Below are 26,264 nucleotides of genomic sequence, written 5' to 3'. Positions count from 1 at the left end.
TTCTATGAATTTGTCGTGTTTTCTTTGTTACTTTGACTATCACTCGTCTTATTTTTATTTTTTGAATTCTTCTTATTGGACTTTTTAGAGGAACCCTGGTTCCCTTCTTGTCCGCTAGATTGGTTCATGCCATTATCTGGACCATTCCCTTGTGGGCCACCATTGCCTTCTTGTGGCATCTGACCAGGTCCGCCACCTTGCGGACCACCTTGAGGACCGCCGTCCTGTGGGCCACCATTTTGCTGGTTTCCTTGTGTAGCATGGCCATTTTGACTATTTTGTTGCTGATTGGATCCTTGGTTCTGACCCGTTTGGACCGGTTGAGAAAATTGTTGGTTATTGGAGGATTGAGAGGCGATGACACCGACACCAAAGCCGCTTCCAGCACCAACTAACAATCCACCAACTGCTGCCATGCCAATCCACCACTTAGGACTTCGTTTTAGGACAACCATTTTTTCTTTGGATTCTTGCGTTTCTACTACTTGTTTTGTTTCTTTTTGATTCATCTTTTTACCTTTTATCTTTTTGTACAAGTACTTGTCTTTTATAATTTAAAGGGAGCTCGATCCTTTAGTAAGGCGATTATACTTCAGGAGTCTTAAGCCTGCCTAAATTTTTACTTAAAAAATCCTAAAACAAGCGTAGGCTATTGACAGGATGAACCCCTTATTGTAGAATAGTTACCATAAAATAAATACGAGGTTAACTGTTATGAAGAAAATCTTTCCCTTAGTTCTCATCTCCATTGGAGTGGCCATGATCTCCGTCCTATCTCAATTCACCATTCCCTTTGGTCCAATTCCTTTGACCCTGCAGACACTCATGATCGGGATCATCGGGACCATCTATAAACCCAGCCATGCCTTTGTCACAGTCTGTCTCTACCTACTTTTAGGCTTCTTAGGTTTTCCAGTATTTGCCGGCGGTGCTGGTGGCGCTTCGCATTTCCTTGGTCCTACTGCTGGTTTCCTCCTCTTCTTCCCATTCCGAGCATGGATCACGTCTCTGTTCACGAGTGCTAAATCCAGCCTTGTCACTATCTTTTTGGCCAATCTCCTCAGTAGTGCTCTCCTCTTTGTGTCAGGAGCTATCGGCTTTATGCTGGTCACGCATACCGATCTCCAAAAAGCATTTACTTTGGTCGTTGCTCCCTTTATCCTTGCCGACCTCATCAAACTGGTCATCATCACTATCACCAGCAAGGCGATTTTTGCCAGCCTCAAACACCACTGGTATTTCAAATAAGATTCAAAGGACGCTAAAAAATCGATACAGAAATTTCTGTATCGATTTTTTTAAATCTATTTTGTCGCAAGGATAGCGGCTTCTACTGCTGCTTTTTCCCGTTGAATCAAATCCACACGCGCTGCGATTTCCTTGATTCCCATGCTGATGTTTCGGCTGATAGCCATATCAGACAATTGTGGTTCAAAGAAGGCTTTGAATTCTGCTAAGCGCTCTGCTGTTTTGAAGGTATTGGCTGGGTAGATGACAAACTTGTCAAAGCTCATGTCTCCGCCAAGGGCTGCTTTGACCCATTCCCAATTTTCACGCGCCCAAGTCCAGGCAGATTCTTGAGTGAACTCATGATGTAAGAAGGTGAAATACCAACTCATTGCTAAGTCTTGTGGTTTCACAACATCCTTGTTCTTCCACTCTGTCAAAATCTTTTCAACTGTGTCTGCATCGGTTGTATAAGCCAGAGCTGTAGACAATTGACGCTTGAAGTTACCATCTGTCGCTTGAGCATAAGTGTTCAAGTACAAATCAGTCAATTCTTTGCTTTCATGGTGTTTGATTTGGTTAATCAAGATTTGCAAACGAATAGCGGCTGGAAGCTTGCTGATATCCTCAGCATGGGCTGCATAGATTTCACTTGCTTTGGCGCTTGCTTTGGCATCATCACCCTTGATCATATTTGAAATAACCAATTGACGAACCATTTCATCCTCATCTGCTTCTCCAGCTTTTGGTTCAAAGCCAAGGCGTTCAAAGTTGAATTGGTTGAAGGTCACGAGCAACTTCTTATAAGCTGCTTCTACTTCAGTTCCTTCATCCACAAAGAGGCTGAGACCTTGAAGGATTGATGAAACTGCAGATACAACCAAATAAGAGCTTTCTTGGGTCAATTTCTCGATGACTGGCAAGAGGCTTGCATAAGAGATGACACCACTTTCTGCCAAGAGACGGCGTTCTTGAAGGATTTGTTGCTTGCTCAAGTTATCCAATGAAGCCATGTTGTCTACAATCGCATCCAAGAGTTCTCCTTGGTAATCGGTAATGTAGTGAGCTGTATTTTCCGTATTGAAACGAAGCGGTTCACTATTTGCAGCAGCAAGGGCAGCATAACCTGAGATTTCAAGCGTTTCTGTTTCAAGTGTATCTGGAATACCAGACCAGTTGCTGTTCAATGGCACAACCCATTGACGGCCTTGGTCTTCATGTTCCCCAATGAAGAATTGTTTTTGGCTGATCTTCAAGGTATCATTTTCTACCACTGCTGTAAGAACTGGATAACCAGGTTGTTCCAACCAAGAATCCATGAAGGCTGCTACATCACGGCCAGATGCATCACCTAGGGCATTCCAAAGGTCACGACCGATGGTATTGCCGTATTGGTGTTTTTCAAAGTAAGCTTTAAGACCTTTACGGAAAGCATCATCCCCTAACCAGCGGCGGAGCATATGCATGAGACGGCTACCTTTAGCGTAGACGATAGCTGGGTCAAAAAGAGTATTGATTTCATCAGGGTGTTTAACTTCCACATGGACAGATTGAACTCCATCGGTTGCATCGCGTTTCAAGGCCAATGGAACACCTGTTGTTTGGAAGTCTTCGAAGATATTCCAGCTTGGTTCGATGGCATTGACAGATACATATTCCATCATGTTGGCAAAACTTTCGTTCAACCAGAGGTCATCCCACCACTTCATAGTTACTAGGTTACCAAACCATTGGTGAGCCAATTCGTGAGCGACTACAAGAGCAACTTGTTGACGGCTAACTGCAGTTGAGTTTTCATCTACAAGGAGATAGACTTCACGGTAAGTCACCAAGCCCCAGTTTTCCATGGCTCCAGCTGAGAAGTCAGGAAGCGCTACATGAAGGGATTGAGGAATTGGATACTTCACGCCATAATAGTCTTCATAAAATTCGATGACTCGTACAGCGACATCAAGAGAAAATTCTAAGTTTTTCAACGGATGGGCCTTGGTTGAATAGATACCTACGAGAGTGCCATTTTTTGTTTTGGCCGTGATCCCTTGAAGATCTCCGGCAGCAAAGGCAAGGAGGTAAGAAGACATCCGCGGAGTCGTAGCAAATTTCCAAATTCCTGTTTCTTTGCGGTTTTCCACATCGATTTCAGGCATATTTGAGAGGGCAATTTCACCTTCTTCTTGGTCAAATTTCAAAGAAAGATCAAACGTTGCTTTGGCTTCAGGCTCGTCCACACTTGGAAAAGCTTCACGCGCAAAATGGCTCTCAAACTGAGTAGAAAGGACTTCCTTCTTCACACCATCAATGCTGTAGTAAGATGGGTAAATCCCTGTCATATTATCTGTGATCTTACCAGAATAGGTCAGGGTAACTGTCACTTGACCTGTGCCTTCCAATTCAACATAAACTGCTTCATTGGCATCATCAACCGTAAATGGACGGGCTTGACCTGCTACTTCTACTGTTTCGATGGTCAAATCCTTTTGGTGAAGCGAGATTTTGTCCGCCTTGGCTTGACCTGTGATCACCACACGACCGCTAAAAGTCTTGGTTTTACGACTTAAATCCAAAAACACTTCGTAATGTTCTGGAACGAATGTTTCTACAAAATGTGCAACTGCTTGCATAATTTCCTCCTTTAAATGTTTCACGCTTTTCCAATCAAAAGCCCTAATAAAACTATTTTATCACAAAGTTGGGATAAAAGAAAAGACAAGCATGACAATGCCTGTCTGAGATCGAAAAGACTCCATGATCTTACATTTCGATAATTTTACCTGTTTCAAAGTAAACTACCCATTCACAGATATTTTTTGCATAATCTCCGATGCGTTCCAAGAAGTTGATCACTTGGAAATAATCACGACCAGTCACGATGGACTCTGGATTTTTCCGAATTTCTTCTGTTGCTAATTCTTGGATGCTATCGAAATAATGGTTGATGACTTCATCTCGTGAAGCAACTTCATAGGCCAAATCCACATCGCCTTTGAGGTAAACATCTAGTGTCGCTTCGACAAAATCTTTGACTTCACGGCCCATCTTGCTGATTTCTTCCTCAACAGATTGGATACGGACTTCCCCTTTCATGCGAATCGTTGCCTTGGCAATCGATACAGCGTGGTCCCCCATCCGCTCCAAGTCAGAAACTGCTTTTAAGACGGTCATCACGACACGAAGGTCTTGTGAAACCGGCTGTTGAAGAGCAATAATCTCAAAAGATTTGCGCTCAAGCTTCACTTCGTATTCGTTGATCTCCGCATCATCTTCGATGACCTGACGGGCCAATTCACGGTCATGGGTCACGAAAGCGCGGACCGTACGGTTGATCTGACTCAACACTTCATTTCCCATTGCATAAAACTGGTTATGCAACTTCTCTAAATCTTCTTCAAATTGAACTCGTAACATTTTATTTTCTTCCTATCCAAATTTACCAGAGACATAGTCTTCTGTTTCTTTCTTAGCTGGGTTCAAGAACATTTCATTGGTATCATTGTACTCAATCAAATCGCCATCCAAGAAAAAGGCAGTTTTATCGGAAATCCGACTTGCTTGTTGCATGGAGCGTGTCACCAAGAGCATGGTGTAGCGGTCTTTTAGTCCATACAAGGTTTCTTCAATTTTGCCAGCTGAAATCGGGTCCAGCGCTGAAGTTGGCTCATCCAAAAGAATAATCTTTGGACTGGTCGCAAGAACCCGCGCCACACAGACCCGCTGTTGCTGACCACCGGAAAGTCCGATAGCCGAATCATGCAGGCGATCCTTGACTTCATCCCAGATGGAAGCGCGTTTCAGAGAGGTTTCAACTGCTTCATCCAAGACAGCCTTGTCCTTGACACCATTAATCATCAATCCATAGGTCACATTATCATAAATGGACATTGGGAAAGGATTGGGCTGTTGGAAGACCATTCCGATTTCCTTACGCAATTCGACCGTATCGGTCCGTGGTCCGTAGATATTATGTCCATTGTAGAGGATGGTTCCTGTGGTGGTGACCTCATGGTTGAGGTCGCCCATGCGGTTAATGGCTTTTAAAAGGGTAGATTTCCCTGATCCTGAAGGACCAATCAAGGCTGTAATTTCCTTTGGAGCAAAGTCCAAGGAGACGCTATTTAGAGCCTTCTTTTTATTGTAATAAACCGACAAGTCCTTGACTTGCAAAATTGGTTCTGTCATTCTATTTTCCTTTTTGTTGTCATTTTACTTTATCCAAAGTGACCCGATACATAATCGTTGGTCGATTGCAATTTCGCATTTTGGAAAATATTCGAAGTCTTATCGTACTCGATGAGGTTTCCAAGGTAGAAGAAACCAGTATAATCACTAGCACGGGCTGCTTGTTGCATGCTGTGGGTCACGATGACAATCGTGTAATCCTTCTTCAACTCCAGCATGGTTTCTTCTAATTGAGCTGTCGCGATCGGATCAAGCGCTGAAGCAGGCTCATCCATGAGTAAGATATCTGGCTTCACAGAGATGGCCCGCGCGATACAAAGTCGTTGCTGTTGGCCACCTGAAAGTGTCAAAGCTGATTTATGAAGGTCATCCTTGACCTGATCCCATAGAGCTGCCTGTTTCAAAGAAGTTTCGACCAATTCGTCCAAAATCTTCTTGTCTTTCACCCCAGCGCGTTCATGCGGGAAGGTGATGTTTTTATAAATCGATTTGGCAAAAGGATTGGGCCGTTGGAAAACCATCCCAATGTGCTTGCGCATTTCATAAACATTGATATCTGGACGATTGACATCGATTCCTTCATACCAAATTTCACCCGTTACACGCGCAATATCAATGGTATCGTTCATCCGGTTCAAACTACGAAGGTAGGTTGATTTTCCAGATCCTGAAGGACCGATCAAGGCTGTAATCTTATTCTTTTCAAACTGCATGTCAACGCCTTTGATGGACTCGTTCGTTCCATAATAGACATGCAAATCTTTGGTCGATAGGACCACCTTTTCTTCAGGAAAAGTAATAATGTGTCTCTCATCCCAATTGTATTTTGACATTTCTTCTCCTTTAAGCAGATGTTAGTTTTTTATGGAGGTAACTTCCGAGTTTGCGCGCTCCAAAGTTAAAGATCAAGATAAAGATCAAAAGAACGGCGGCAGAACCGGCTGAGACTTCGATCGAGTCTGGAATAGTTCCTTCACTGTTGACCTTCCAGATATGGACGGCCAAGGTTTCAGCCTGACGGAAGATCGAAATTGGACTGGTCACACTAAAGATATTCCAGTTTGACCAATCAAGGGCTGGAGCCGATTGACCTGCTGTATAGATCAAGGCTGCAGCTTCCCCAAAGATCCGTCCAGAGGCTAAGACAACCCCAGTGATAATACTTGGAAGAGCTTCTGGAACCACGACATGGATCACAGTTTCCCAGCGAGATAAGCCCAGAGCTAGACCTGCTTCGCGCTGTGTATGGTGGACGTGCTGCAAGCTATCTTCGATATTGCGAGTCATCTGTGGCAGGTTAAAGACGGTCAAGGCCAAGGCCCCTGAAATGATCGAAAATCCGTATTTGAACTGGACAACGAAGACCAAGTAACCAAAGAGACCTACAACGACAGATGGCAAAGAAGACAAGATCTCAATACAGGTACGAACCAAATTGGTCAAGCGACCTTTTTTAGCGTACTCAGAGAGGTAAATCCCAGCTCCAAGAGAAAGTGGGAAGGAAATCACCAAGGTAATGACCAAGAGGAAGAAGGAATTATACAATTGAATTCCGATCCCTCCTCCTGCTTGGTAAGAAGAAGATTTCCCAGTCAAGAAGTGCCAAGATACATGGGGCAAGCCACGGACCAAGATATAAAGGATCAATGAGGCAAGAATCGCAACGATGATTCCTGAAATAGCATACAGCACTCCTGTGGCAATTTTATCCATTCGTTTAGCGTGCATAGTTCTTCTTACCTCTTTCTTTCGTAATCAGTTTAATCACACTGTTAAAGGCAAGACTCATGAGGAGCAATACCAAGGCGAGTGACCAAAGAACATTGTTATTGACCGTACCCATGACGGTATTTCCGATTCCCATGGTCAAAATAGAGGTGAGGGTGGAAGCTGGTGTTGTGAGCGAGGTTGGTACCACTGCCGAGTTTCCGACCACCATCTGGATCGCCAAGGCTTCCCCGAAGGCACGCGCCATACCAAAGACAACCGCTGTAAAAATTCCTGAGCGGGCTGCCTTAAGTGTGACATGCCAAATGGTTTGCCAGCGTGTCGCACCCATGGCCATACTAGCTTCCCGATAATGACGAGGCACAGCTCGGAGGCTATCGGTCGTCATAAAGGTGACAGTTGGCAAGATCATAACAAAGAGGACAAAGACCCCTGAGAGGATCCCAAAACCAGTCCCTCCAAAGAGACTACGCGTAAATGGAACGACCACTTGAAGGCCAATGAATCCGTAAACAACTGAAGGAATCCCCACTAAGAGCTCAATCGCTGGTTGCAAGAAACGAGCTCCTTTAGGAGAGACTTCTGTCATGAAAACTGCTGCACCAATGGCAAATGGCGTTGCCAAGAGGGCAGAAAGCAAGGTTACAATAAAGGAACCTAGAATCATTGGTAAGGCTCCGAATTCCTTTGCAGCAGGATTCCAAGAGCTCCCAAATAGAAAACTAAAGATATTGACTTTATTGACAAAGAAAGTCGATAAACCTTTTTGGGCCACGAAAATCAAAATCATGACAACGACCACGACAATCAAACTCATGCATAGAAAAGTAATGGTTTTCCCAAATTTTTCTAGGCGGGAGTTTTTTGATTTCGTCAGCATTTTTTTTGCTACTTCGTTCATTTTTTACCTAATTCTTTTATTTTTTTGTCACATTCCCTTTTAAGTCACGGGTTACTTTCATGTCATTGATCGGGATATAACCCATCTTACCAACAACTTTTTGCTGAACCTCATCGGTCATCATGTAGTCAATGAATTTTTTAGACAACTCATTAGGTTTTCCCTTAGTATACATGTGTTCGTAGGACCAGATTGGCCAGTTATTGTTGACGACATTGGCTTTAGTTGGTTGATAGCCATTAAGCTTCATGGTTTTGACACTGCTATCCAAGTAGGTAAAGGCTAGATAAGAGATGGCTCCTGGCGTTTGAGAAACGATGTTTTTCACCATTCCATTAGAGTCTTGCTCTTGAGCCTGCTTGGGTTGTTTGCCATCCATGATAATGGCATCAAAGACAGCTCGACTACCAGAACCAACCGCCCGGTTCACAATCGTGATTTCAAGATCTGGACCTCCCAATTGCTTCCAGTTGGTATATTCACCCGTAAAGATCTTTCGCAATTGCTCTGTTGTCAAATTGTCGATTGAGATATTTTTATTGGCAATGATGGCTGTCCCTGCTACGGCTACCTGATGATCGACCAGACTAGAGGCATCAATCCCCGATTTTTCCTCTGCAAAGAGGTCACTATTTCCGATATCTACAGCTCCTGATTGAACTTGTGAAAGTCCTGTACCAGAACCTCCTCCTTGAACATTTACAATCTTACCAGGATGTTCTTCAATGTAGCGATCTACTACTCCTTCAACCAAGGGTTGTAAGGCAGTCGATCCAACAGCAGTGATGGATTCTCCGCGATTGATCCAAGAAGCACAAGCAGATAAACTTCCTGCTAATGCGATCGTCGCTAGTCCTAGGATCAGCTTTTTAGACTTTTTCAAATCATGTCTCCTTGATATTTCACTATTTCACTTATGATTTTGACAAGTTTTTTTCAAAAAAACCTGTACTTCCACTATATCATAGAACGGGTTCTTTGCCCAGCATTTTACCTAAAACGAAGCCCCTTTGGATAGAAATTTTTCAGGGTCTGGCCGGTCACTTTGGCAAAGCCCAAACCATTGCCTTCAACCAGGACCTGGTACCATCCATTTGGATGCGTTTCCTTTAATTGAACCGTCTCTCCCGCCACATAATGAACAAAGTCTTCAGGCGTGATCGAAACGGTCTCTTTGACCTCACTCGGTTTTAGAGCAAGGCCAAGGGCAAAACTAGGTTCAAATCGATTTTTCTTGAAGGTGCCTAGATGCAAGCCATTTCGGGCGATTTTTACTTTGCGCAAATCTGGTAAACCAAGTGGAACCAAGTACAGTTCGTCTCCAAAGGTTTCAAGGATTCCTTCTAGAGTGATCTTCAAGTGTTTCTTGGCAAATTCCTGCCACCATTTCTTTTGTTCTGCAGATAATTGGTCCTTTTTGGAAGGGATTTTGGCAAGTCGATTCTCTCCTAGATAACGGAACTTAGCAACAAATTGGCCCTCCCCTTTAAAATGATGAGGATACATACGCGCGGTTTCTGGATAGTCAATGCCTTCTGCCATACCATTGATCTTCTCGATCGTTTCCAGCTCCAGATCATAATTTTCCAAAAGCCAGGATACGATCTCTTCATTTTCCTCGGGAGCCCAGGTACAGGTTGAATAAACCAAGGAACCACCTGGAACCAACATCTTGAGAGCATCCTCTAGAATTTCTCTTTGAAGAAGACTACACTCTCGAGGATAATCGATGGACCAATAGTCCATGGCATCTGGTTGCTTGCGGAACATCCCCTCACCTGAACAAGGGGCGTCTAGTACAATCAGATCAAAAAAGCCTGAGAAAACCTTTGCTAGACGATCGGCAGACTCATTGGTTACTAGCACATTTCGCGCACCAAAGCGTTCGACATTCTCTACAAGAATTTTCGAGCGGCCCTTGTGGATCTCATTGGAGACCAAGAGTCCCTGATTGTCCAAATAAGACAAGAGTTGGGTCGTCTTTCCGCCAGGAGCTGCGGCCAAGTCTAAGACCTTCATCCCTGGCTTCGGCTGAGCGACTTGGGCCACTATCTGAGCTGCTGGCTCTTGCGAATAGACCAAGCCCGTTGCGTGCTCAATGGATTTTCCTGAGACCTTTCCATAATGGCCCCAAGGGGTATTGGGAATCGGATCATCAAATGCTTTTTGAGCTTCTTTCAAGGGATTAGTGCGAAAGGCCGATACTGCTTCTTGCTCAAAGGTCGCAAAAAAAGCAGCAGCATCCTCACCTAGAAGATGCTGGTATTTTTCTTTAAAACCATTGGGAAAATTCATTTAACTTCTCCCTTTCTTAAGATAGGTTTGAATTTCTGTTAACTTCACTTTTGGAACCATCATAATGGGTTCCACTGTCTGGTAATTGGGTTTATCTCCATTTAGATTTAAAACGGTATAACCTAACCGTTCTCCCATGATCGCAGCTGCGGCATAATCCCAGGGCCAGATGTAGCTAAAATAAGCTAGAATCCCACCTGAGAGAATTTTTGAAAAACTAATACCGGCACTTCCGTAGACACGAATTCCAAGAGAATCCATGCCAAGATCGGCCATGCCCCAGTCATTTTTCTCAAGCATGCCGACATTTGAAGCAATCAAAAGGTTTTCCAGAGGTTGGTCCACAAAGGGCGTCAGTTCAACCTCATTGCGATAAACAGGGAATCCTCCACCCCCGTAAAAAAGGTGATCCCGCATCACATCGTAGATCAGGCCAAACTGACCAATTCCGTCTTCAAAATAGGCCACCATCACCGCAAAATCTTCCTTTTGGGTCACAAAATTATTGGTCCCATCAATAGGATCAATCACCCAAACGGATCCTTCTGAAATTGGGGAGCGAAGGCCATCTTCCTCCGCAAAAATCCGATCATCTGGGTAGCGATGTGTGATTTTTTCAACCAAATCCTTTTGAACCTGTTGGTCCATCTGGGTGACTAAATCTGTCGGCCCAGTCTTTTTTGAGATCATCAAGTCATCATGGAGATGAAGACGCAAGTAGTCTCCAGCCTCTAAAACGATTTGTTTGGCAAACTCTAATTTATTCTTCAAGAGAAAACCATCCTTCCTCTTTTTGCTTTGCAGCCTGGGTCGCACGATAGAGAGAATAACCGCTCACTTCTTCGAACTCCCGTCCAAGACGCTTTTCTTCTCCGATACTAGGCACGACCTTCTTAAAAGCGCGGTAGGCTTCCATGTATTCTTTGGCTTTTACCTTACTTTCATAGGCTTCTTCAACTTTATTGAAAAAAGAAAGCACTGAAGCAAGCTCTTCAGTGCTCCACGATAAGTCCAGTGGGTAACTATAATTTTTTTGCATTCGACATACTTCTTAGTTTATTTCTGCTCTTAGAGTGGCAGAGCGTAACTCTTGTTTGCGATAACTCCGTGGCAAGAAGGCCCGAATTTCATCTTCGTTAAAGCCAATCTGCATGCGTTTGTTATCTAAAATAATCGGTCTCCGCAAGAGACTTGGATTTTCCTCAATCAGATGGATCAAGGCTGAGATGGATAAATCTTCAACATCAACATCCAATTTTTGAAAAATTTTTGAACGAGTTGAAATAATGTCGTCTGTTCCGTTTTCGGTCAAGGCCAATATACTTGTCAACTCCTGTTTGCTCAAAGGACTTGTCATAATATTGTGTTCTTTAAATGGAACATCGTGCTTTTTTAACCAAGCCCGAGCTTTTCGACATGATGTACAACTCGGCGATAAAAATAATGTAATCATGTGGTTCACTTCTTTTTTTATATATAACTATCTGACTCTATTATACAAAAAAAATAGGTGCTTGAAAAGCGCTTTTTTGATTTCTAGACGATTTTTCTGAATTTCAGTGGAAAAAAGAAATCCCTTTCATTTTTCCCAAGAAGAGGCCCGAAAAAAGAGAGTGGGACAGAAATCGGTAATTCGTTAGAATTCGATTTCGTCGTCCCACCTCCGCACAGTTGAGTAGGGCTGTAAAAGCTGATGAAATCAGCGTAGTAGAGCCCACTCAACCACTGCGTCTTGCTCGACAATCCAAAAACAATTGAGAGGCTAGGACTTTTGTCCCACTCCCTTGGTCCAGTTTCGTGAAACTGCTTCATCTTCTTCTAGTTGCGCCACTAGTTGATCGATCCCATCGAATTTGACCATTTCTCGAATCTTATCTAACCAATGAATGGTCAGGGTATGACCGTAGATATCTCCTGTAAAATCAAAGAGATTGACTTCGAAACGAAGCTCTTTTCCATCAAAGGTGACATTTTTCCCAACAGAAGCCATGCCACGGTAGATCTGCCCTTTAAAATCGACATCAACTACATAAACCCCATCTGATGGTAGATAGGTCCGGTCAATCGGCGCTAGATTGGCGGTAGGATAGCCAATAGTGCGACCACGCGCATCCCCATGCACGACGATTCCTCGACTGGATAAAGGGTGACCAAGTAGACGGGCAGCTTCTTGGACGCATCCTTCTAGGATAGCTTGACGAATGCGGGTCGAACTAATCTTTTCACCCTGATCCAATACAGGAGAAATGACTTCCACTTGACCATCAAAATAAGCAGCTAAGTCAGAGGCCTTTTTCTTATCAGAGCCAAAACTATAATCAAATCCAGCAATTAAAACTCGGGCTCTCAAGGCTTTGACAAATTGATCGACAAATTCTTTGGCTGTTTTAGAAGAAAAATCGGTCGTAAAATCAATGAGGAAGAGTTCATCCACACCTAGTTCGTTTAATTTTTGGAACCGATCCTCAGGGCTCTGCAAATGGAGTAGTAATTCTGGTTGGTAGCGAACAAAGGCTAACTTAGGAGATTCAGGAAAGGTTAACAAAGCGACCTTCAAGCCTTTTTCATCCGCTATCTGACGCGCCTTTTTAAAGAGTTCTTGATGCCCCAGATGCAGGCCATCAAAGTAGCCCAGAACCAAAACTGTCTCATTCTCCAAATGGATCTGGTTAGCAGTAGTTATCGTACGAATATTCATGAATTTATTGTAACACACTTTCTGTGAGAAAGACTTTTCGAGGTTTGTAAAGTTCTTCTCTTTTTTCTAAAATGGCTACCAATTTTCCTTGGTAAAAAGCAGCTAACTCTTTGGAGTCACTCTCAACTGGAATAAAGCGTCCCACTTGGACTTCGCCAACCTCTTCTACTGTCAGCTCTACTTTTTCCAGATCCCCGGTGCCAATTTCAAGTGGGTGAAGGAAGCTCAAATCTCCTTGTGCTACTTTTTCAGCCACTTCTTCTAAGGTCAGGGCATCTTCTAGTGACAAACCGGCAGCACTGGTCCGTGTCAGATGGGACATATGCGCTGCGTAGCCCAGTTTTTGACCCAAATCCACCGACAAGGTCCGGATATAGGTGCCCTTGCTGCATTTGACCCGGAAACGAAAACGGGCCAGGCCTTCTTCATAGCCAATCTCACTAGTGCGCGTGAATTCATAAATGGTTACCTGTCGGACAGGGCGTTCCACTTCTTCTCCTGCCCGCGCATATTCATAGAGCTTACGTCCATTGACCTTGACAGCGGAATACATAGGTGGTACTTGCTCCATTTTTCCCACCATTTGGGCAATCATGCGATCGACCTCTCCTGCATCTAAAGGTGCTTCCACTGGGGTCCGCTCTACGACTTCCCCGCTGGCATCCTCCGTCGTGGTAGAAAATCCCAAAGTGATTTCTCCTTCATAGACCTTGCCTTCATCTTGCATGAATTCGACCATCCGGGTCGCCTTTCCAACTGCTATCGGAAGCACTCCCACCACATCCGGATCCAGCGTTCCCCCATGGCCGATCTTCTTAGTTCCTAAAATTTTTCGCAGTTTAAAGACCACATCATGTGAGGTCATGCCTGCTTCTTTTTTTACATTGATAATTCCGTCCATCTGATTTGCTCTTTCTAACTGATTGTGTGACCATCCGGTCCACCGACCCTTTATTATACCATGAAACAAGACTTCTTGTCCCTCTTTCCCCCTTCCCATGAACTCCTAAAAAATCCCGTAGCAGATTTCAGACTTTTTAAAATGGGTTTGATACAATAGAAAGCGAAAGAAGGTGTAACATATGTTAATGTATGATGTTATTGTGATTGGATTTGGTAAAGCTGGTAAAACACTCGCAGCGAAATTATCAAGCCAAGGAAAAAAAGTTGCTCTGATTGAAAAGAGCAAGTCTATGTACGGTGGTACTTGTATCAATATCGCTTGTATTCCAACCAAGACCTTGATTGTTGCCGCAGAAAAAGGCTTGGATTTTGACCAAGCCATGAATGAGAAAAATGCGGTCACTACTCGTCTCAACGGCAAGAACTACGCAACCATTGCTGGAACCGGCGTAGACATTATCGATGCGACGGCTCGTTTCGTTTCTAACAAGGTCATCGAAATTCAAGCTGGAGATGAAAAGGAAGAATTGACAGCTGAAACCATTATTATTAATACTGGTGCTGTGCCAAATGTCCTTCCGATTCCAGGTTTGGCTGAAAGTAAATTTGCAGTGGATTCAACCGGTATTCAACGTTTGGAAAACCTACCTAAACGCCTCGGCGTCCTTGGTGGTGGACCAATCGGATTGGAATTTGCCCATCTCTACAATACCCTGGGTAGCCAAGTAACGGTACTAGACGCTTCTGAAGCATTCTTGCCACGGATCGAGCCAAGCATTGCAGCTCTTGCAAAAGGCTACCTTGAAGAAGATGGCATTCAATTCTTGCAAGGCGTTCACACCCAAGAAATCAAAGATGGTGAAGCTAGCTTAACCCTTGTAACCGATAAAGGCGACTTCGAATTCGATATCCTCCTCTACGCAACAGGACGTAAGCCAAATACAGCTGGTCTTGGTCTTGAGAACACAGATATCCAAGTTACTGATCGTGGAGCGATTCAAGTCAACCGTCATTTGGAAACCAGCGTCCCTGGTGTCTTTGCAGTTGGGGATGTCAATGGTGGTCCTCAGTTCACCTATATGTCCCTCGATGACTTCCGCATCGTCTTCAACTACCTTACAGGAGATGGTAGCTACAATCTCGAAACACGCGGAAACTATGCGACAACACTCTTCATTGCTCCTCCATTGGCCCAAGTCGGCTTGACTGAGCAAGAAGCACGCGACAAAGGACTTCCAGTGGCTGTCAAAGAATTACCAGTTGCTGCCATGCCACGTGGCCATGTCAATGCAGACCTTCGAGGTGCCTTCAAAGCCGTGGTTAACCCAGAAACCAAAGAAATTCTTGGAGTGACGCTCTTTGGAGAAGCTGCAGGCGAAATCATCAACCTGATTACCATGGCGATGGACAACAAGATCCCTTATACTTACATCGCAAAACAAATCTTTACCCACCCAACCATGGCAGAAAACCTAAACGATCTCTTTGCGATTTAACTAACATAAAAAAGAGGCTGGGACAAAAGTCCTAGCCTCTCAATTATTTTTGGATTGTCGAGCAAGACGCAGTAGTTGAGTGGGCTCTACTACGCTGATTTCATCAGCTTTTACAGCCCTACTCAACTGTGCGGAGGTGGGACGACGAAATCGAATTCTAACGAATTACCGATTTCTGTCCCACTCTCTTTTTTAGTTTAAGAATTCACGGACAACCTCTTGAAATGCTTTATTTTCTTCATAAAGAGCATGCCCAGAGTGCTTAAGAATGAGGAGTTGACACCCCAAAATCGCTTTTGCCAGTTCCTTGGATCCGTCCACACCGACCACATCATCTTCAAGGGCACCAAGAACCAAAGTCGGACAATGAATTTCTTTTAAGACCTCAAGGCTATCGTGAGTGAGGCAAGACTGAGACTGAATGGCTATTCTATTTTCATCTTTGATTCGCCCCAAGCGACCCATGATATTATAAAGCAACCGACACTTTTGATAGCTCTTTTGCGTGTAGGAATGCTTTGCAATATCCAGCATGAGATGCTTAAAATTTCCAGATTGACTAAGTTTTTGCCAATGCTCAATTCGTTCTCTAGCAAGTTGACTAGGTTTTGCAGTGGTCACGGCTAAAATGAGCTTTTGAACCTTTTCAGGGAAATCCGCAGCTAGCCATTGGGCAATCATTCCACCTTGTGAAATCCCCATAACATAAGCGGTATCTAAGGTCATTGCCTCCATTGCTTCTGCTACATCTGCTGCCATATCCCGCGTCGTATAGCCCTGCCTCAACTCATTGATTCGAGAAAAAACATAGATTTTATAACGCTTAGCAAGTAGACGATACGAGAGAGAAAAGAGCTGGGCCTTTCCTTTAACGGTCTGAAGCCCATCCCCCAAGCCTGGTATGATTACTAATGGCTGTTTACCTTTTCCAAATGTTACATAGTCCATGGTTTTCCCATTCATGGACAAGGTAGCGTTCTTAGCTGAATACAAAGATTATTCTCCTTTCAGAGCATCAAACTTAGCTTTCATGGTTGGATTTTTCCGTGTCAATTTTTTAACGGAAACATCATCCAACTTGTTGTTAGCGAGGCGGAGTTGGTTTTCTGATGTGGTGAGGAATTTCTTGACTTCTTCCATCCGCTTGATGGCTTTGTCGATTTCATCGATGGCCTTGCCAAAGTTGACAGAAGCCGAATTGTAGTTCTTAGCAAAGGCAACTTTGAAAGCATCCAGGTCTTCTTCAAAGTGGGTGATGTCGATATTTTGTTCACGAACAAGCGCCAATTCCTGCTTGTATTTAAGGGAATTGAGGGCCGCATTGCGCAGGAGCCCAATGATCTGGATAAAGAACTGAGGACGGACCACATACATCTTCTCATACTCATGACTGACATCAACAATCCCAGTGTTAAAGTAGTCATTATCGGCTTCTAACATCGATACTAATACAGCATATTCACAGTTCTTTTCTCGACGGTCCTTGTCCAATTCCTTGTAGAAATCCGCATTCTTATGCTTCTTCTCCGTACCGTCAGCTTCATTCTTCATCTCAAACATAATGGAGATAATTTCTACCCCATTTTCACAGCACTCGCGGAAAATAAAGTCGCCTTTAGACCCACGTGCAGAGACCTTGTTGTCCTTTTCAAAATAGGCATTTGGGAAGGCAAAACTGCGAACCTTGTTGAATTCACTTTCCGCATACTGTTCCAGACTTTCACCGATGGCCTTGGTTGACTGTTGGGCCTTAAAATTCTTGTAGAACTCGACCTGTTCATTGGCCGCCTTAAGCTGGGCTTCGTAGTTTTGCTTGACAGAAGCTAGGGACAGTTCATTTTCCTTCTCTTGAAGGAGCAATTGGTTTTGTACCTGATCCCTTTCTTTCTCTAGATCAGACAGTGTTTTTTGCAGCTGGTTCTCATGCTCCAAGCGCAAGGTGGCCAATTGATTCTCCAGTGCTTGCACTTCTTTTTCTTTCTCTAGCAGGCTTTGGCTAGCTGTTTGCTCCACCTCTTTTTTGGCCAATTCTTTTTCAGTATCAAACTGTTGAATCTGGTTTTGTAACTGGGCAATTTCTTTGTCCTTCTTAGCTAACTTCTCTTGCTGCTCATTAAGGGCCTTTTGTTCAGCTAAAGCCAACTCCTGCCGAATTCGCTCATGAATTTCTTTGTCAAACTCTGCTGTCCGTACCTGTGACAAGAGTTCGCTGTATTGACTTTCGTTGACTGTAAAGACTTCCCCACAGTTGGGGCACTTGATTTCGTTCATAGCATGCCTCTTTCTCTATTCTTAGTATATTATACCATGCCACCAGTAAAATCAAAACCAGCAAACGAGGCTTGCTCCTACTATTTCTCTTCACAATTTAGTTTATGACTGTGAATAGAGTAACTGAGAGGATTTGAAAAACAGAACGATGACCATTAAAACTTCCCGCCGTGAGAAAAGCGAGAGTGGGACAGAAATTGGTAATTCGTTAGAATTCGATTTCGTCGTCCCACCTCCGCATAGTTGAGTAGGGCTGTAAAAGCTGATGAAATCAGCGTAGTAGAGCCCACTCAACCACTGCGTCTTGCTCGACAATCCAAAAATAATTGAGAGGCTAGGACTTTTTTCCCAGCCTCTGCTCGGTAGATTTGAGACGTTAGTCTCAAATCTAAGGTATGGAATCCCAAAGGGAGTCGCTACCGTCCGCCCTCACCTAAGGGAAGTTGATAAAAGGACAAAACCAGCAAGCTAAGCTTACTGGTTTCAGTTTATTTCTTCTCAATTGGCGCGACACTGGCTAAGAGTTTCTTTAGCCCCACTTCTGGGAAGTTGATCTTGAGTTCTTGGGTACTACCACTACCAGATACTTCAAGCACGGTTCCTTCACCCCACTTCTTGTGAAGGGCAATGTCGCCAATGGACCAAGCGACGCTCTCTTTGGCGCTAGAACGGTTGCTATTGCCAAAGGGGAGGCTTGATGACGTGAGGGCACTTGGAGCTGCTTGTCTCTTGCGCTCTTGAAGGGCTTGTGACAGGCTCATGCCTTTTCCAAAGGTCGTTCCGCCTCCATTGCTATAAGAAGCCTTAAAGCTAGTGTTGGCTGGACGAGCTAATCCTTGGTAGGTCAATAAATCCGAGCTAATTTCATTGATGAAACGCGTCGGGCGGTTGTAGCTGGTCCGTCCAAAGAGCAAACGTGAGTTGGCATTGGTCAAGAAGAGAACTTTCTCTGCCCGCGTGATCCCCACATATGCTAGGCGACGCTCTTCTTCCAATTCATCCGGATCCTCAGCTGCTCGACTAAGAGGAAAGACATTTTCTTCCATCCCAATCAAGAAGACAACTGGGAACTCCAATCCTTTGGCTGCGTGAAGGGTCATCAAGGTAACTTCTGAAGTTTCTTGGGCCCCATCGTCTGTATCGGCAATCAAAGCCAAATCGTTCAAGAAACGACTCAAGGTCTCCACACCTGTTTCGTCTTCGAGGGTTTCCCCGTTTTCATCAAAATTCTTAGTAACAGATAGGAACTCTTGGATATTCTCGATGCGGGCCTGACTTTCCAAATTTCCCTGATTGGTTAGGGCTGTCATATAACCTGTCTTGTCAAGGACTTCTTCGACCAACTCTGTAATGGTCAGCTGGTCCAATCTTTCTCTCAAATCAAGAATGAGATTGGCAAAGTCCCAGATGGCTTGGGCTGCTTTTCCTTTGATGCCAGAGAGCATGATATTGGCTGAAGCATCCAGGAGTGAGGACTCTTGCATTTGAGCAAAGTCGCGAATCTTATCCACTGTACCTGGCCCGATTCCCCGCTTGGGTTCATTGATAATGCGCTCAAAACTGATATTGTCACTGAGGTTGGCAATCAAGTTCAGATAAGCAATGACATCCCGAATTTCCTTCCGGCTGTAGAACTTGGTGCCCCCTACCATGGTATAGGGAATGTTAGACTTGAGCAGCGCTTCTTCAATGGTCCGGGACTGGGCATTGGTCCGGTAGAGAACGGCAAAATCACGGTGTTTGTAGCCAGCTTCGCGACTGAGCTCTTCAATGGTTTTAGCAACAAAGACTGCTTCATCCTGCTCATCATTAGCCCGATAATAAACAATCTCTTCCCCGTCTTCATTTTGTGTCCAGAGATTTTTCGGACGGCGGTGGCGATTGTTTTTAATGACATCATTGGCTGCTTGCAGGATAGTTTTAGTGGAACGATAATTTTCCTCCAACAAAACGACCTTGGCATCAGGATAATCCTTTTCAAAGTCCAGGATATTCTGCATATCCGCTCCCCGCCAACCATAAATAGACTGGTCCGCATCCCCAACGACACAGATATTTTTAAAGCGTGAAGCCAAGAGTTTGACCAGCTGGTATTGGGCATGGTTGGTATCTTGGTACTCATCCACGTGGATGTATTGGAACTTCTGCTGGTAATAGGTCAGCACATCTGGATGCTGGTCAAAAAGACGCAAGGTCAGCATAATCAAATCATCAAAGTCTACCGCTTCTGACTGACGGAGTTCCTTTTGGTAAGCCTCATAACACTTGGCGACGATCTGGGTATACATATCCCCCGCTTGGGCAGCATAGGCCACTTCATCGATCAAGTCATTTTTAGCATTGGAAATAGTCCCCAATATGGTCCGTTCATTCCATTTCTTAGGATCCAAATTCAAAGACTTCAAGATCCGCTTCATCAAGGTCCGTTGTTCTCCTGGATCGACAATGGTAAAGTTGCGATTGTAGCCAATATGATCCGCATCTCGGCGAAGGATGCGCACACACATGGAGTGGAAGGTGGCAATCAAGCAATCTTGGGTCGCTGGATTCAACTGATAAGCCCGCTCCTTCATCTCCCGAGCGGCTTTATTGGTAAAGGTAATGGCCAAAATATTCCAAGGATTGACCATTTTTTCATCGATCAAGTAAGCAATGCGGTGGGTCAAGACACGTGTCTTACCAGAACCAGCCCCCGCCATGATCAAGAGGGGACCTTCTGTCGTTTGGACCGCCTCTGCTTGGCGATCATTCATACCATTCAATAAAGGATTCATCTCATACTCCTCATTCATTCAATCGTTCTATTATACCACAAAAAAAGCCGTAAAATACGACTAAAACTAATATGAATAACCTAATTCTGCTTTGATTTCATCGAATTTTTGTTTCAATTTTGGATCGCTCAAGTATCTTTCAGAAAGAGGACCAAACGCTACACCATTAGGATGATTTAAAATCTCTCGTGCATCGTCTTCGTCCGACTTTGTAACTTCTTTAGAAAATGACATCCATTTATAAAACGAATCTAAAAGAATCTCTACAACGTAGCCTCTTTTTTCTCTATCAACTAGAGCGCAACGGCCATCTTCTAAAGTGACTAATATGCTATTTTTAGAATCATCTATTCCAATTACTTTATTTAATTTCAACAAATTGACAACTTCCTTTCGTGTATCCTTTGATTCCAAAAAACTTTAAAGACTTTATCTGTTCTTTTGTAGATTCGTTTTTGTGAAATACATGCTGGAAACATCAAATAAACTAACATCACCTGATAAGTAAATTTCATCAGTGGAAAGCTGGCTTTCTAAATGACCATTATACCACAAAACCTGCCTAGCTTCTTTTAAAAAAGGACTCATTTGAATTTCCCTTCCAAAAACGATATAATAGTAGCTTAAAGAAAACAGGTTCATATCCGAGGTTGTAGGAGGAAATTTTGGAAAAACCATACAGTAACTTAAAACTGGCCGAACGTGGTGCCATCATCAGTATTTTAGCCTATTTACTACTTTCTTCAGCAAAATTAGCTACTGGCCATCTGCTTCACTCCTCTAGTTTGGTAGCCGATGGATTTAACAACTTATCAGATATTATCAGCAATGCTGCCCTGCTCATCGGGATTCGTCTCGCTCGCCAACCAGCTGACCGTGATCACAAGTTTGGTCACTGGAAAATTGAGGATCTAGCTAGTCTAGTCACCTCCATCATTATGTTTTATGTCGGTTTTGATGTCTTACGCGATACCCTCCAAAAGATCTTCAGCAATGAAACAGTTAGCATTGATCCACTCGGTGCTGGTGTCGGAGTGGTTTCAGCTCTTGTCATGCTAGGCGTTTATTTCTACAATCTTCGCTTAGCCAAACGGGCCAAATCAAAAGCCTTAAAAGCAGCCGCAAAAGACAATCTTTCAGACGTCGTCACATCTCTTGGAACGTCGATCGCGATCGCTGCTAGTGCTTTTAACTATCCAATTGTCGATAAAATCGTAGCCATCATCATCACCTTCTTTATCCTCAAAACAGCCTACGATATTTTTATGGAATCTTCCTTTAGTCTTTCAGATGGCTTTGACGATAGTCTCCTCGAAGATTACGAAAAAGCTATTTTAAAACTCCCTAAGATTGCGCGTGTGAAATACCAACGCGGACGGACCTACGGAAGCAATATCTATCTGGACGTTGTCTTGGAGATGAATCCCGACCTTTCCGTCTATGAAAGCCATGCGATCACAGAAGAAGTCGAGGATCTCCTGAAAGAAGAATTTGGAGTCTTTGACATTGACGTCCATGTAGAACCTAGCTCAATTCCTGAAGATGAGCTGATCGAAAACGTTGAAAAGAAACTCTTGACCTACGAAAAACGCCTCTATGCTAAGCAAGAGTTTGATACATTGCTAGCGGATAATTATACCTTGATTGACAATACCGGTCACGAACACAACAAGGCAGAATTAATAGAGGCTCTCGCAAGCGACCAAGTTCAATTCCAAAACTTTGAACTGGAGTCCATCAGTCAAAAAACCAAACTCATACGCTATGAACTAGACGGTCAAATCCATACCAGTCTCTGGCGTCGCCACGAAACTTGGCAAAAGATTTTCCATCAAATCACTAATAAAACCGACTAAAAGAGGCTGGGACAAAAGTCCTAGCCTCTCAATTTTTTTTGGATTGTCGAGCAAGACGCAGTGGTTGAGTGGGCTCTACTACGCTGATTTCATCAGCTTTTACAGCCCTACTCAACTGTGCGGAGGTGGGACGACGAAATCGAATTCTAACGAATTACCGATTTCTGTCCCACTCTCTTTTTTACTTGATATCGTCTGTTGCTACATCCGTTCCGAACCACTTCTTAGAGATCTTTTGGAACTGGCCCTTTTGATAGAGTTTTACGAAGGCTTCATCAATTTTTTTCTTCAAGGTTTTATCCGCCTTGCGCACCCCTACCGCAAAGGATTCAGTTTCAAAACCGACAGGAAAGACATTGTAGTCTTTTAAAATTCCTTCCGTTTGCAAATAATAGTTGGCATAGACACGGTCGATTAGGAGCCCATCGATCCGATCATTCTGAAGATCGATCAGCGCCTCGTTGAAACTCTGGTATTGGGTAGCCTTTTGATTTTTAACCTTATTTTTTAAGATTTTAGGATTAGCTTCAAAATCCATATAGCCAGACGATCCGGTCTGGGCATCTAATCGTTTCTCTTTGATATTTATAAAAAAAATAGCCTTTCGGCTATTCTTCTACTTTTATAAATCCAAATTTATTGAGAGGATAGAGACGTAGATTCACGACTCCTTCGATCTGATTTTTATGGATATAACCAAACTCACGACTATCTTCTGTATCTCCACGGTTATCATTTAAGACCAGATAAGTATCGGATGGTACACGACCAGCCTTGGTCCCTTTTAACTCTGATAAGAAGAAATCATCCGTATAATACCCATTACTCGTTGGAGCAGCTAGGTGTTTGTTCAGCATTTTATTCAGGTAAGGTTCTGGTGTTGCCTGTCCATTCAAATAGAGGACGTCATCTACGTAGCTGACTTCGTCGTTTTCTTTGGCAATGACACGTCCAAGGTATTCTTTTCCACCGACCTTGTATAAGACCAAATCACTGCGATCTACCTGAGCATTTCTAGTCGCTACCACAAGATCTCCAGTTTTCACAGAAGCATTAGCCATTTTATCATTGATACTAAATGGATGAAATACAAAGATTCGAAGCAAAATCAGTGCCAAAACCAGTACACCGACAATGATGACATTTCTAATTAAATCTCTCCTTGGCATGTATGTCTCCCTTCCTTTTTATTTATTATACCATGTTTTTGATCTTTAAAAAAGAGAAAGTAAGCATTAGTGAGAATTCTTATCAACACACACCAGAAGAAAAAGAAAAACCTCGCGGTCAATCCTTTCGGACCAACCAGCAAGGCTTTTAGATATAATTTTCTATTAACGTACTGTACGGATACGCATTGTGTTTGTACGAACAGCTTCTCCAACTGGTACACCAGCAACGATAACGATATCATCACCAGATTTAACAAGACCAGCTTCAACTGCTTTACGTTCAGCAATTTCGAACATATCGTCAGTTGATGAAGGAGCATCTGTCAACATTGGGATAACACCCCAGTTCAACATCAATCCACGTTCAGTCAATTCGTCAAATGTCAATGCCAAGATATCAGCATCTGGACGGTATTTAGAGATCAAACGTGCAGTGTGACCTGTCTTAGTCAATGTTACAACCAATTTGATATCCATTGAGTTTGTAGCATCTTTAACAGCTGAAGCCATAACTTCTGTCTTAGAGTTACGTTCGAATGAAGCTGGGTTCAAACGACCATATTCTTTCAAAAGTGTTTGAGCGTTCATGTCGATTTTCGCCATTGTAGCTACAGATTCAAGTGGGTATTTACCGTTTGCAGATTCACCTGAAAGCATTGTAGCATCAGTACCATCGATAACAGCGTTGAAGACGTCAGATACTTCAGAACGAGTAGCACGTGGTTTTTCAGTCATTGTTTCAAGCATGTTTGTTGCAGTGATAACAACTTTACCAGCAGCATTTACTTTAGAAGTAATCATTTTTTGGTAAACTGGAACCATTTCGAATGGTACTTCAATACCCATGTCACCACGAGCGATCATGATACCATCAGTAACTTCGATGATTTCATCCAAGTTTTCGATACCTTGTTGGTTTTCGATTTTCGCAAACAATTGAACGTGGCTGTTACCAGTTTCTTCACAGATAGCACGAACTTCTTGAACGTCTTTTGCAGTACGTACGAATGAGATCGCGATGAAGTTGATACCTTGTTCCAAACCGAAGCGGATATCGTCGTTATCGCGTTCAGCAAGTGCTGGGAAAGGAATCTTAGTGTTAGGGATGTTTACACCTTTTTGTTTAGCGATGATACCATCGTTTTCAACTTCAACAACAAATTCACGTTTTGCAGCGTCTTTTTCTACAACGCGAAGACCCAATTTACCATCGTCAACCAATACTTGGTGTCCAACTTCAACGTCATCAAAGATGTCAAGCGCACCAGCAACGTTCAAAGCAATCACTTCACGAGTTGATTTAATACCTTGTTTTGTAGCAACGCGGATACGTTCACCAGTCTTGTATGAATATTCTTTAGCTTCGCCTTCGAACAATTCAGTACGGATTTCAGGACCTTTTGTATCAAGAAGGTAACCAACTTTTTTACCAGCGATTTCTTCTGCACGTTTAACAGTCGCCATACGTTCACCTTGTTCTTGGTGGTCACCGTGTGAGAAGTTGAAACGGAAAGTGTTAGCGCCAGCTTCGATCAATTTAGCAATGTTTTGTGCTGAAGCTTCAACGTCAAGTTTTTCAGCCCAGTATCCATCTTCACCGAATTTTTTACCGCCACGGATTTCTACCGCAGGACCTAAAGTTGCAACGATTTTTACACGTTTGTTCATGATATATATGACTCCTTTTTAAATATATCTGTCTTTTTAAGACAAGGTTAACGAATTTATGAAATAAAATTAGATTGAAGACAAGCTACGGTTCAACTCGGCAAGACCAAGATCAGCTTTATGTGGATTGTTTACCACAATCTTACCATCTTCTGTCAAGCTAAAGAGGGCTCCTTCTTCTGCTTTACCAAGGATTGGGTTTTCAACCATTTTTTCATTACGGATACCAACGGCTACACCACCGATTCCTTGTTTCAACAATTTAACAGCGTGTGCTCCCATACGTGAAGCAAGAACACGGTCACGCGCAGTAGGTGAACCACCACGTTGGATGTGGCCAAGCTCAGTCACACGAAGGTCACTTTCATCACCAGCTTCTTTCAAAGCTTTACCAAATTCATCTGCAGACATCACGCCTTCAGCCAAGATGATGATGTTGTGGGTACGACCTTTTGCGTAACCTTCTTTGATGCTCTCAACAACATCTTCGATCTTGAATCCTTCTTCAGGGATGATGATTTCATCTGCACCAGATGCAATCCCTGCCCAAAGAGCGATATCTCCAGCGTTACGTCCCATCACTTCGATAACGAAAGTACGGTGGTGACTAGATGAAGTATCACGGATCTTATCGATCGCGTCCATTGCAGTTGTGACTGCCGTATCAAAACCAATTGTAAAGTCAGTTCCGACGATATCGTTGTCGATCGTACCAGGAAGACCCACAGCTGGGAATCCAAGCTCAGTCAAGCGCATCGCACCATGGTAAGAACCATCTCCACCAATAACGACAACACCTTCAATCCCGTGTTTCTTCAATTGCTCGATCCCTTTTAATTGACCTTCGCGTTGTGCGAATTCAGGGTAACGAGCTGAATGAAGGAAGGTACCACCACGGGAAATAATATCTCCAACAGATGAGGCGTCAAGGGGCTGAATTTTACCAGCAACCATTCCCGCATATCCATCATAGATACCGAAAACTTCCATTCCTTCTGAAATTGCTTGACGAACAACTGCACGGATGGCAGCATTCATACCAGGGGCATCTCCACCACTAGTTAAAACAGCAATACGTTTCATTTCGTTGTTTGCTCCT

Annotated in this window: 24 protein-coding genes and 1 pseudogene; 3 read left to right on the top strand and 22 right to left on the bottom strand. The window is 43.5% G+C overall.

Annotated elements, in window-relative coordinates; translation table 11 throughout:
• Window positions 1-2: 2 nt before the first annotated feature.
• Window positions 3-509 (bottom strand): hypothetical protein, encoded by a 507-nt coding sequence (locus WKT08_RS04975; RefSeq protein ID WP_340280478.1) that lies wholly within the window; start codon window positions 507-509, stop codon window positions 3-5.
• A 205-nt stretch (window positions 510-714) separates the two neighbouring features.
• On the opposite strand from WKT08_RS04975, the gene WKT08_RS04970 reads away from it, so the two are divergent.
• Window positions 715-1,248 (top strand): biotin transporter BioY, encoded by a 534-nt coding sequence (locus WKT08_RS04970; protein WP_003006609.1) that lies wholly within the window; start codon window positions 715-717, stop codon window positions 1,246-1,248.
• A gap of 56 nt (window positions 1,249-1,304) precedes the next feature.
• Here WKT08_RS04970 and WKT08_RS04965 read toward each other — a convergent pair whose 3' ends face one another.
• The 13 genes from WKT08_RS04965 to truB all read right to left on the bottom strand — a co-directional run bounded on the left by WKT08_RS04965 (window position 1,305) and on the right by truB (window position 13,926).
• Complete coding sequence (locus tag WKT08_RS04965) at window positions 1,305-3,848, bottom strand: M1 family metallopeptidase (protein ID WP_340280475.1); 2,544 nt, start codon at window positions 3,846-3,848, stop codon at window positions 1,305-1,307.
• 130 nt (window positions 3,849-3,978) lie between these two features.
• Window positions 3,979-4,632 (bottom strand): phosphate signaling complex protein PhoU, encoded by a 654-nt coding sequence (gene phoU, locus WKT08_RS04960; protein WP_003006603.1) that lies wholly within the window; start codon window positions 4,630-4,632, stop codon window positions 3,979-3,981.
• 12 nt (window positions 4,633-4,644) lie between these two features.
• Window positions 4,645-5,403: a phosphate ABC transporter ATP-binding protein PstB gene (pstB, locus tag WKT08_RS04955; RefSeq protein WP_003003393.1), complete on the bottom strand. Its 759-nt coding sequence runs from the start codon at window positions 5,401-5,403 to the stop codon at window positions 4,645-4,647.
• Between the two features lie 29 nt (window positions 5,404-5,432).
• Window positions 5,433-6,236, bottom strand: a complete 804-nt coding sequence (gene pstB, locus WKT08_RS04950; protein ID WP_003006600.1) for a phosphate ABC transporter ATP-binding protein PstB — start codon at window positions 6,234-6,236, stop codon at window positions 5,433-5,435.
• A 10-nt stretch (window positions 6,237-6,246) separates the two neighbouring features.
• The gene (pstA, locus tag WKT08_RS04945) at window positions 6,247-7,131 is read right to left on the bottom strand and encodes a phosphate ABC transporter permease PstA (protein WP_003006597.1); all 885 of its coding nucleotides are present in this window, start codon (window positions 7,129-7,131) and stop codon (window positions 6,247-6,249) included.
• Entirely contained in the window at window positions 7,121-8,032 is a 912-nt protein-coding gene (gene pstC / locus WKT08_RS04940) for a phosphate ABC transporter permease subunit PstC (RefSeq protein WP_340280470.1), read from the bottom strand. The genes pstA and pstC overlap by 11 nt, the downstream gene beginning before the upstream one ends.
• 16 nt (window positions 8,033-8,048) lie before the next feature.
• Window positions 8,049-8,915, bottom strand: a complete 867-nt coding sequence (locus WKT08_RS04935) for a phosphate ABC transporter substrate-binding protein PstS family protein (protein ID WP_003017442.1) — start codon at window positions 8,913-8,915, stop codon at window positions 8,049-8,051.
• A 107-nt stretch (window positions 8,916-9,022) separates the two neighbouring features.
• Window positions 9,023-10,327 carry an RsmF rRNA methyltransferase first C-terminal domain-containing protein gene (locus tag WKT08_RS04930; RefSeq protein WP_340280468.1) on the bottom strand — a complete coding sequence of 435 codons (1,305 nt, stop codon included), beginning with the start codon at window positions 10,325-10,327 and terminating at the stop codon, window positions 9,023-9,025.
• On the bottom strand, window positions 10,328-11,098 hold the full coding sequence (locus tag WKT08_RS04925) for an inositol monophosphatase family protein (RefSeq protein ID WP_340280466.1): 771 nt from the start codon (window positions 11,096-11,098) through the stop codon (window positions 10,328-10,330).
• A complete protein-coding gene (locus WKT08_RS04920) occupies window positions 11,088-11,366 on the bottom strand; it encodes a UPF0223 family protein (RefSeq protein WP_340280464.1) in 279 nt (92 codons plus the stop codon). The genes WKT08_RS04925 and WKT08_RS04920 overlap by 11 nt, the downstream gene beginning before the upstream one ends.
• A gap of 12 nt (window positions 11,367-11,378) precedes the next feature.
• Window positions 11,379-11,780 carry a Spx/MgsR family RNA polymerase-binding regulatory protein gene (locus WKT08_RS04915; RefSeq protein WP_009732658.1) on the bottom strand — a complete coding sequence of 134 codons (402 nt, stop codon included), beginning with the start codon at window positions 11,778-11,780 and terminating at the stop codon, window positions 11,379-11,381.
• Window positions 11,781-12,089: 309 nt separating this feature from the next.
• The gene (locus WKT08_RS04910; protein WP_340280461.1) at window positions 12,090-13,025 is read right to left on the bottom strand and encodes a bifunctional riboflavin kinase/FAD synthetase; all 936 of its coding nucleotides are present in this window, start codon (window positions 13,023-13,025) and stop codon (window positions 12,090-12,092) included.
• Between the two features lie 4 nt (window positions 13,026-13,029).
• Window positions 13,030-13,926 (bottom strand): tRNA pseudouridine(55) synthase TruB, encoded by an 897-nt coding sequence (gene truB, locus WKT08_RS04905; protein ID WP_320909309.1) that lies wholly within the window; start codon window positions 13,924-13,926, stop codon window positions 13,030-13,032.
• A 181-nt stretch (window positions 13,927-14,107) separates the two neighbouring features.
• Between truB and WKT08_RS04900 the strand changes: the two genes are divergently transcribed.
• Window positions 14,108-15,424 carry an FAD-containing oxidoreductase gene (locus tag WKT08_RS04900; RefSeq protein ID WP_340280458.1) on the top strand — a complete coding sequence of 439 codons (1,317 nt, stop codon included), beginning with the start codon at window positions 14,108-14,110 and terminating at the stop codon, window positions 15,422-15,424.
• Window positions 15,425-15,616: 192 nt separating this feature from the next.
• Here WKT08_RS04900 and WKT08_RS04895 read toward each other — a convergent pair whose 3' ends face one another.
• From WKT08_RS04895 to WKT08_RS04880, 4 genes are all read right to left on the bottom strand, one after another.
• Window positions 15,617-16,417: an alpha/beta fold hydrolase gene (locus WKT08_RS04895; protein ID WP_445330260.1), complete on the bottom strand. Its 801-nt coding sequence runs from the start codon at window positions 16,415-16,417 to the stop codon at window positions 15,617-15,619.
• Window positions 16,418-16,420: 3 nt separating this feature from the next.
• On the bottom strand, window positions 16,421-17,695 hold the full coding sequence (locus tag WKT08_RS04890) for a DUF2130 domain-containing protein (protein ID WP_340280457.1): 1,275 nt from the start codon (window positions 17,693-17,695) through the stop codon (window positions 16,421-16,423).
• Between the two features lie 488 nt (window positions 17,696-18,183).
• Window positions 18,184-20,469, bottom strand: a complete 2,286-nt coding sequence (gene pcrA, locus WKT08_RS04885) for a DNA helicase PcrA (RefSeq protein WP_340280456.1) — start codon at window positions 20,467-20,469, stop codon at window positions 18,184-18,186.
• Between the two features lie 66 nt (window positions 20,470-20,535).
• Window positions 20,536-20,847, bottom strand: coding sequence for a hypothetical protein (locus WKT08_RS04880; RefSeq protein WP_340280454.1), 312 nt, complete (start codon window positions 20,845-20,847; stop codon window positions 20,536-20,538).
• Window positions 20,848-21,134: 287 nt separating this feature from the next.
• Here WKT08_RS04880 and WKT08_RS04875 point away from each other — a divergent pair, with 287 nt between their 5' ends.
• Window positions 21,135-22,325, top strand: a complete 1,191-nt coding sequence (locus tag WKT08_RS04875) for a cation diffusion facilitator family transporter (protein ID WP_340280452.1) — start codon at window positions 21,135-21,137, stop codon at window positions 22,323-22,325.
• A gap of 181 nt (window positions 22,326-22,506) precedes the next feature.
• Here WKT08_RS04875 and WKT08_RS04870 read toward each other — a convergent pair.
• The 4 genes and pseudogenes from WKT08_RS04870 to pfkA form a co-directional block, all read right to left on the bottom strand.
• Window positions 22,507-22,905 (bottom strand): annotated as a pseudogene (locus tag WKT08_RS04870) (transporter substrate-binding domain-containing protein); the annotation flags it as partial.
• Window positions 22,906-22,933: 28 nt separating this feature from the next.
• Entirely contained in the window at window positions 22,934-23,494 is a 561-nt protein-coding gene (gene lepB / locus WKT08_RS04865) for a signal peptidase I (protein WP_003006560.1), read from the bottom strand.
• A gap of 165 nt (window positions 23,495-23,659) precedes the next feature.
• The gene (pyk, locus tag WKT08_RS04860) at window positions 23,660-25,165 is read right to left on the bottom strand and encodes a pyruvate kinase (RefSeq protein ID WP_013903352.1); all 1,506 of its coding nucleotides are present in this window, start codon (window positions 25,163-25,165) and stop codon (window positions 23,660-23,662) included.
• Window positions 25,166-25,234: 69 nt separating this feature from the next.
• Window positions 25,235-26,248, bottom strand: coding sequence for a 6-phosphofructokinase (pfkA, locus tag WKT08_RS04855; protein WP_021152956.1), 1,014 nt, complete (start codon window positions 26,246-26,248; stop codon window positions 25,235-25,237).
• Window positions 26,249-26,264: the final 16 nt, after the last annotated feature.

Origin of the sequence: Streptococcus sp. HCA-5024, assembly GCF_037890265.1 — a bacterium.
GTDB lineage: Bacteria > Bacillota > Bacilli > Lactobacillales > Streptococcaceae > Streptococcus > Streptococcus lingualis.
The sequence above is the reverse complement of the archived record's forward strand: the minus strand, read 5'-3'. Positions and strand labels throughout refer to the sequence as shown.

Bases quoted from the DNA above. Each gene is read 5' to 3' on its own strand.
- WKT08_RS04975 (WP_340280478.1), bottom strand. From the start codon at position 509: ATGAATCAAAAAGAAACAAAACAAGTAGTAGAAACGCAAGAATCCAAA.
- WKT08_RS04970 (WP_003006609.1), top strand. From the start codon at position 715: ATGAAGAAAATCTTTCCCTTAGTTCTCATCTCCATTGGAGTGGCCATG.
- WKT08_RS04965 (WP_340280475.1), bottom strand. From the start codon at position 3,848: ATGCAAGCAGTTGCACATTTTGTAGAAACATTCGTTCCAGAACATTAC.
- phoU (WP_003006603.1), bottom strand. From the start codon at position 4,632: ATGTTACGAGTTCAATTTGAAGAAGATTTAGAGAAGTTGCATAACCAG.
- pstB (WP_003003393.1), bottom strand. From the start codon at position 5,403: ATGACAGAACCAATTTTGCAAGTCAAGGACTTGTCGGTTTATTACAAT.
- pstB (WP_003006600.1), bottom strand. From the start codon at position 6,236: ATGTCAAAATACAATTGGGATGAGAGACACATTATTACTTTTCCTGAA.
- pstA (WP_003006597.1), bottom strand. From the start codon at position 7,131: ATGCACGCTAAACGAATGGATAAAATTGCCACAGGAGTGCTGTATGCT.
- pstC (WP_340280470.1), bottom strand. From the start codon at position 8,032: ATGAACGAAGTAGCAAAAAAAATGCTGACGAAATCAAAAAACTCCCGC.
- WKT08_RS04930 (WP_340280468.1), bottom strand. From the start codon at position 10,327: ATGAATTTTCCCAATGGTTTTAAAGAAAAATACCAGCATCTTCTAGGT.
- WKT08_RS04920 (WP_340280464.1), bottom strand. From the start codon at position 11,366: ATGCAAAAAAATTATAGTTACCCACTGGACTTATCGTGGAGCACTGAA.
- WKT08_RS04915 (WP_009732658.1), bottom strand. From the start codon at position 11,780: ATGATTACATTATTTTTATCGCCGAGTTGTACATCATGTCGAAAAGCT.
- WKT08_RS04910 (WP_340280461.1), bottom strand. From the start codon at position 13,025: ATGAATATTCGTACGATAACTACTGCTAACCAGATCCATTTGGAGAAT.
- truB (WP_320909309.1), bottom strand. From the start codon at position 13,926: ATGGACGGAATTATCAATGTAAAAAAAGAAGCAGGCATGACCTCACAT.
- WKT08_RS04900 (WP_340280458.1), top strand. From the start codon at position 14,108: ATGTTAATGTATGATGTTATTGTGATTGGATTTGGTAAAGCTGGTAAA.
- WKT08_RS04890 (WP_340280457.1), bottom strand. From the start codon at position 17,695: ATGAACGAAATCAAGTGCCCCAACTGTGGGGAAGTCTTTACAGTCAAC.
- pcrA (WP_340280456.1), bottom strand. From the start codon at position 20,469: ATGAATCCTTTATTGAATGGTATGAATGATCGCCAAGCAGAGGCGGTC.
- lepB (WP_003006560.1), bottom strand. From the start codon at position 23,494: ATGCCAAGGAGAGATTTAATTAGAAATGTCATCATTGTCGGTGTACTG.
- pyk (WP_013903352.1), bottom strand. From the start codon at position 25,165: ATGAACAAACGTGTAAAAATCGTTGCAACTTTAGGTCCTGCGGTAGAA.
- pfkA (WP_021152956.1), bottom strand. From the start codon at position 26,248: ATGAAACGTATTGCTGTTTTAACTAGTGGTGGAGATGCCCCTGGTATG.